Annotated in this window: 4 protein-coding genes and 1 tRNA gene; 3 read left to right on the top strand and 2 right to left on the bottom strand. The window is 49.5% G+C overall.

Translation table 11 applies throughout. The features are described from left to right. Both surE and VST71_12640 read right to left on the bottom strand, forming a co-directional pair. Positions 1-369: 5'/3'-nucleotidase SurE (gene surE, locus VST71_12645; protein ID MEC4686565.1), on the bottom strand; the 369-nt coding region annotated here is incomplete at its 3' end. A gap of 54 nt (positions 370-423) precedes the next feature. Then, positions 424-500, bottom strand: a tRNA-Pro gene (locus tag VST71_12640). A gap of 108 nt (positions 501-608) precedes the next feature. Here VST71_12640 and VST71_12635 point away from each other — a divergent pair. The 3 genes from VST71_12635 (at position 609) to VST71_12625 (ending at position 4,732) form a co-directional block, all read left to right on the top strand. After that, on the top strand, positions 609-1,340 hold the full coding sequence (locus tag VST71_12635) for a DUF72 domain-containing protein (protein MEC4686564.1): 732 nt from the start codon (positions 609-611) through the stop codon (positions 1,338-1,340). A gap of 146 nt (positions 1,341-1,486) precedes the next feature. Next, a complete protein-coding gene (gene polX, locus VST71_12630; protein ID MEC4686563.1) occupies positions 1,487-3,220 on the top strand; it encodes a DNA polymerase/3'-5' exonuclease PolX in 1,734 nt (577 codons plus the stop codon). A gap of 42 nt (positions 3,221-3,262) precedes the next feature. Further along, positions 3,263-4,732 (top strand): sensor domain-containing diguanylate cyclase, encoded by a 1,470-nt coding sequence (locus tag VST71_12625; GenBank protein ID MEC4686562.1) that lies wholly within the window; start codon positions 3,263-3,265, stop codon positions 4,730-4,732. Positions 4,733-4,873: the final 141 nt, after the last annotated feature.

The raw sequence follows: 4,873 nt of genomic DNA, 5'->3' as shown, positions 1-4,873 counted from the left end.
GCTGAAGGCCAGGGCAGGAACACCGAGCAGGCAACCTTCCATCGCCGCCGCAACCGTACCGGAATAGGTAACATCATCGCCAAGATTGGCACCATGGTTGATACCGGAAACCACAAGATCCACGGAGGAATCCAGAAGCCCGTTCAAGGCGAGATTCACGCAGTCGGTAGGCGTACCATCCACCGCCCAGACGCGGGGTTTCTCTTGCCAGGCACGTAGCGGTCGATGCAAACTAAGGGCGTGACTGGCGGCACTCTGCTGCCGGTCAGGGGCCACAACTGTTACGTCACCAAATTGCCCTGCGACCTCTGCGAGCAGTTGGATACCCCGGCTCAGATAGCCATCATCGTTGCTTACCAATATGTGCATGAGTTCAGGAGCCCTCTGGGCCAGGCAACCACCCGAAGGCTGCCGGGGAAAAAATGGTCGGGGCGACTGGATTCGAACCAGCGACCGCACGGTCCCGAACCGTGTGCGCTACCAGGCTGCGCTACGCCCCGTTATGTTTTATTGATAGTAAATAGTAAGGTTAGAGGGGGCTTTGTGTCAAGGGGAGGAGTGGAGGATTGGTTGTTTTCAATCCCGTGCCTTTGTGATACAATGCTAATATGGCGAAGGTGAAGATCGGTTGCAGCGGGTTTATGTATGACCACTGGAGGGGGGTCTTTTATCCTGAAGGCCTTCCCAAAAAACAGTGGTTTCAGTACTATACCGGTGTATTTGATACAGTGGAGCTGAATGTCACCTTCTACAGGCTGCCCAAACGGGAATCATTTGCCGGGTGGTATAAAAAGAGCCCTGAGGGGTTTTCTTTTTCCATCAAGGGCAGCAGGTATATCACCCATGTCAAGAGGCTCAAGGAGCCTGAAGAGGCAGTTGAAAGGTTTTTTGATGTTGCTGTTGACCTCAGGGACAAGCTCTCTGTAGTGCTCTGGCAGTTCCCCCCGGGCTTTGGCCTTGACTGCGACAGGCTCAGGGACTTTCTCTTTATGCTGAGAAAATACAGGGTGAGGCATGCCTTTGAGTTCCGGCATCCGGGCTGGATCGTCCCTGAAGTGACAGCGCTTCTCAGGGACGAGGGGCACGCATTCTGTATGGCTGACTGGCCCGGGTTTATCACCGAACTTCCAGCAACTGCGGATTTTGTTTATATCAGGAGGCATGGACACGGCGGGAGGTATAACAGTTGTTATTCCCTCGAGGAACTCCGGAGGGATGCAGCGAGGATAAAGGGGTTTTTAAGGCAAGGCCTTGATGTGTATATGTATTTCAATAATGATGCCTTTGGTTATGCGCCAAAGAATGCTGTTGAATTAAAAGAATTACTCGGCCGGAAATGAGTACAAAGACCTGAATTTAACCACCCCGAAAGCATTCGGGGAGACACAGAGAAATACAGGGAATTTAATCTTTCTTCAGGAATATTTTTTAACTCAGTGTCTCTGTGCCTCTGTGTTTTATAATTTCCAATGCATATTATAAAAAGATGAAGAACCAGGAGATCGCAAGGGCATTTTCCGAGATAGCCGACCTGCTTGAACTGAAGGGGGAAAACCCGTTCAGGATAAGGGCATACAGGAGGGCTGCGCAGAACATAGAATCCCTGAGCCGCGATATCGCGAAACTGAGCGAGGATGAACTGACAGCCATTCCCGGCATTGGAAAGGACCTGGCCGGCAAGATAAGGGAATACCTCAGCCATGGACGTATGGAGGCGCTTGAGAGTCTCAGGCAGGAGGTCCCGCCGGGGCTTACCGGGATTATGTCTGTTCCCGGGGTGGGACCCAGGACTGCCAGATTACTCTTTAAGGAACTTAACGTCAAGGATGTGGACGAGCTTGAGGGCCTTGCGAGGGAGGGCAGACTACAGGGTCTGCCGGGTATCAGGAAGAAGACGGAAGAGAATATACTTCGCGGCATAGAGATGCTGAAGAGGGGCAGGGAGAGACAACCCCTTGGCAAGGTGCTCCCCGTTGCAGAGGATATAATTGAAAAACTGAAAGGGGTTTCAGGTATAGGGAAACTCCATGTTGCCGGGAGTCTCAGACGCTGGAAGGAGACCATAAAGGATATTGATATCCTGGCAACCTCATCAGAACCACAGGGTGTGATGAATGCCTTTGTACGCCTGCCGGGTGTGCAGGAGGTCCTCCTGAAGGGGCCTACAAAATCGAGTGTTGTTCTCGGAGAGGGGCTGCAGGTTGATCTCAGGGTTGTGGAAGAGGGCTCTTTTGGTGCTGCACTTCAGTATTTTACAGGGAGCAAGGCCCATAATATCCGTATCAGGGAGTTGGCAGTAAAGAGGGGACTGAAGATAAACGAGTATGGTGTCTTCAGGGAGGCAGACGGCAAAAAGATGGGGGGAGAGAAGGAAGAGGATGTTTACAGGCTCATCGGTCTCCCCTATATACCGCCGGAGTTGAGAGAGGATTTTGGGGAGATAGAGGCCGCGGTTGCGGGAAGGCTTCCACGGCTTGTAACCCTTGAGGATATAAGGGGCGACCTTCATGTTCACAGTAAATGGAGTGACGGCAGTCATGGGATTGAAGAACTCGTTACTGCTGCCAGGGAGCTGGGATATCAATATATAGCCATAACAGACCACTCAAAGGGGCTTGGTATAGCAGGTGGTCTTACTCCGGAGGAAGTGCTTGAGCAGAAACGTGAGATTGATGCCCTGAATAAAAAACTCAGGGGGTTCAGGGTCTTTACGGGTGTCGAGGTGGATATAAGGAGTGACGGAACCCTTGACCTTCCCGACGAGGTACTGAAGCAACTCGATCTTGTGGTTGCATCCATACACTCGGGGTTCAGACAATCGGCCAAACAGCTTACGATGAGGCTCGTCAGTGCCATGAAAAACCCCTATGTTCATGTTATTGCACACCCCACAGGCAGGATTATCGGTGAGAGGGATGCCTATGAGATCGATATGAAGGAGTTTATGCGTGTTGCAAAAGAGACGTCAACAGCCCTTGAGATAAACGCATACCCCATGAGACTCGACCTCTCCGACAGGCACGCCAGGGAGGCAAAAAGCCTGGGGATTCCCATTGTTATAAACACTGATACCCATATACTGACGCAGTTCAAGTACATGAGATATGGTGTGGCAATGGCAAGGAGGGGGTGGCTTGAGCCAGGTGACATTATAAACACACTTAACCTGAAGGATATTGAGAGATTTATAAAACAGGGGGTGTCTGTAAAAAAGCCGTAATAACCGGAAATGGCCTGGCTATCCTGGAAAAAATAATAAAAGATGAAGGAAAAGACTCTTTTTTGCTATACTTCTCAAAGAATGCCCGGAAAGAGAAGAATTAACATACTGGTATATGAAAAGGAACCTGATGGCCTGAAGTTCCTTAAGGGATTTTTCCGCAAGAGAAAAGGCATGAAGCCTGTTTTTCTTGACTCTGCAGATGAACTTTATGAGAAGCTTGAGTCCACAACCCCGGATGCCATTATTGTTGGTTTTCCAAACGGGACCAAGGATCTGCAGGTGAAGGAGCTCAGGATCCCGACAGTTGCGCTTATATCGGGTAACATTCCCAAGGGCCTCAAAGGGGTGCTGCAGCACAACATAGATTATTATCTTATGAGGCCCTTTTACGAGGATGACCTTGATGTGAAGCTCAAGACGGCCCTTGAAAAGAGGAGCTGGTTTGAAAGGCTCTATGCCGAAAAGAGAGACCTTGAGGCGATTGTAGAGCTTTCCTATCTTATCTCCTCCACCCTTGATCCCAGCGAGGTCCTTTATTTTGTTGTCAAGAAATTGAGCGAGATGATAGAGGTCTCCCGTTGTTCGGTAATCAGCATCGGATTTGGTGAGAAGAGGTATGCCCATGTGGTATCATCTTTTGAGGACCCGCATATATCCGACATAAAGCTTGATCTGAAAAAGTATCCGGAGATAAAAAAGGCCCTGCTATGTAAAAAACCCATAGTGATACAGGATGCAATGGAAGACCCGATTATGAAATCCGTGAGGTCCGTCATTGCACCCCTCGGTATACGTTCGATAGTCGTACTCCCGATTATTTACAGGGATGAAATTATAGGGACACTTTTTTTGAGGACGTCAAGGATCAGGTCGGCCTTTACCAAAAGGGAGATTAACCTCTGCAATGCAATTGCAAATATATCCGCCAATGTCCTCTATAATGCCTTCCTCTTTGAAAAGCTTGAGAATGAAAAGACAAGGCTTGAGAGACTCGCCATAACAGACTACCTTACAGGCGTCTATAACATCAGGTACTTTTATCACCGGCTGGAAGAGGAGTTCAGCCGGGCCGAGCGTTACGGACATCCCATCTCCTGCATAATGCTTGATATTGATCATTTCAAAAAGATAAACGATACTTATGGTCACCGGATGGGTGACATGGTGCTCAGAGAGTTTGCCCAGCTCGTCAGGAGACATGTTCGAAAGAGCGACGTTTTTGCCCGTTACGGAGGCGAAGAGTTCATTGTTTTACTACCCCAGACGCCGATTGACGGTGCAGAAAAAGAGGCCGGGAGGCTGAGGACTTTTATCAGGGAACACGGATTCAAGGGAATCGGAAAGGAAAGGATTACCTCAAGTATCGGGATATCGTGCTGGCCTGTACATGATGTTAATACCCACGATGACCTCATAACCCTTGCCGACACCGCATTATTCGATGCAAAATCGAGTGGACGGGACAGGATAGCGGTAAGCAGGAAATTCAGAAAAAAGGCAGACGGATAGGTTATCCTATCTTTATGGACCTGATCGTCTGCCATGTTAATGCAGATTTTGACTGTCTTTCCTCCATGCTCGGCGCAAAAAAGATCTATCACGAGGCAATTCCTGTCTTCCCGGGCTCGCAGGAGAGGAAGGTCAGAGAGT

It is taken from the genome of Nitrospirota bacterium (assembly GCA_035873375.1).
Taxonomy (GTDB): domain Bacteria; phylum Nitrospirota; class Thermodesulfovibrionia; order Thermodesulfovibrionales; family JdFR-85; genus BMS3Bbin07.
Note: the sequence above shows the minus strand (reverse complement) of the source record. Positions and strands in the feature narration are given on the sequence as shown.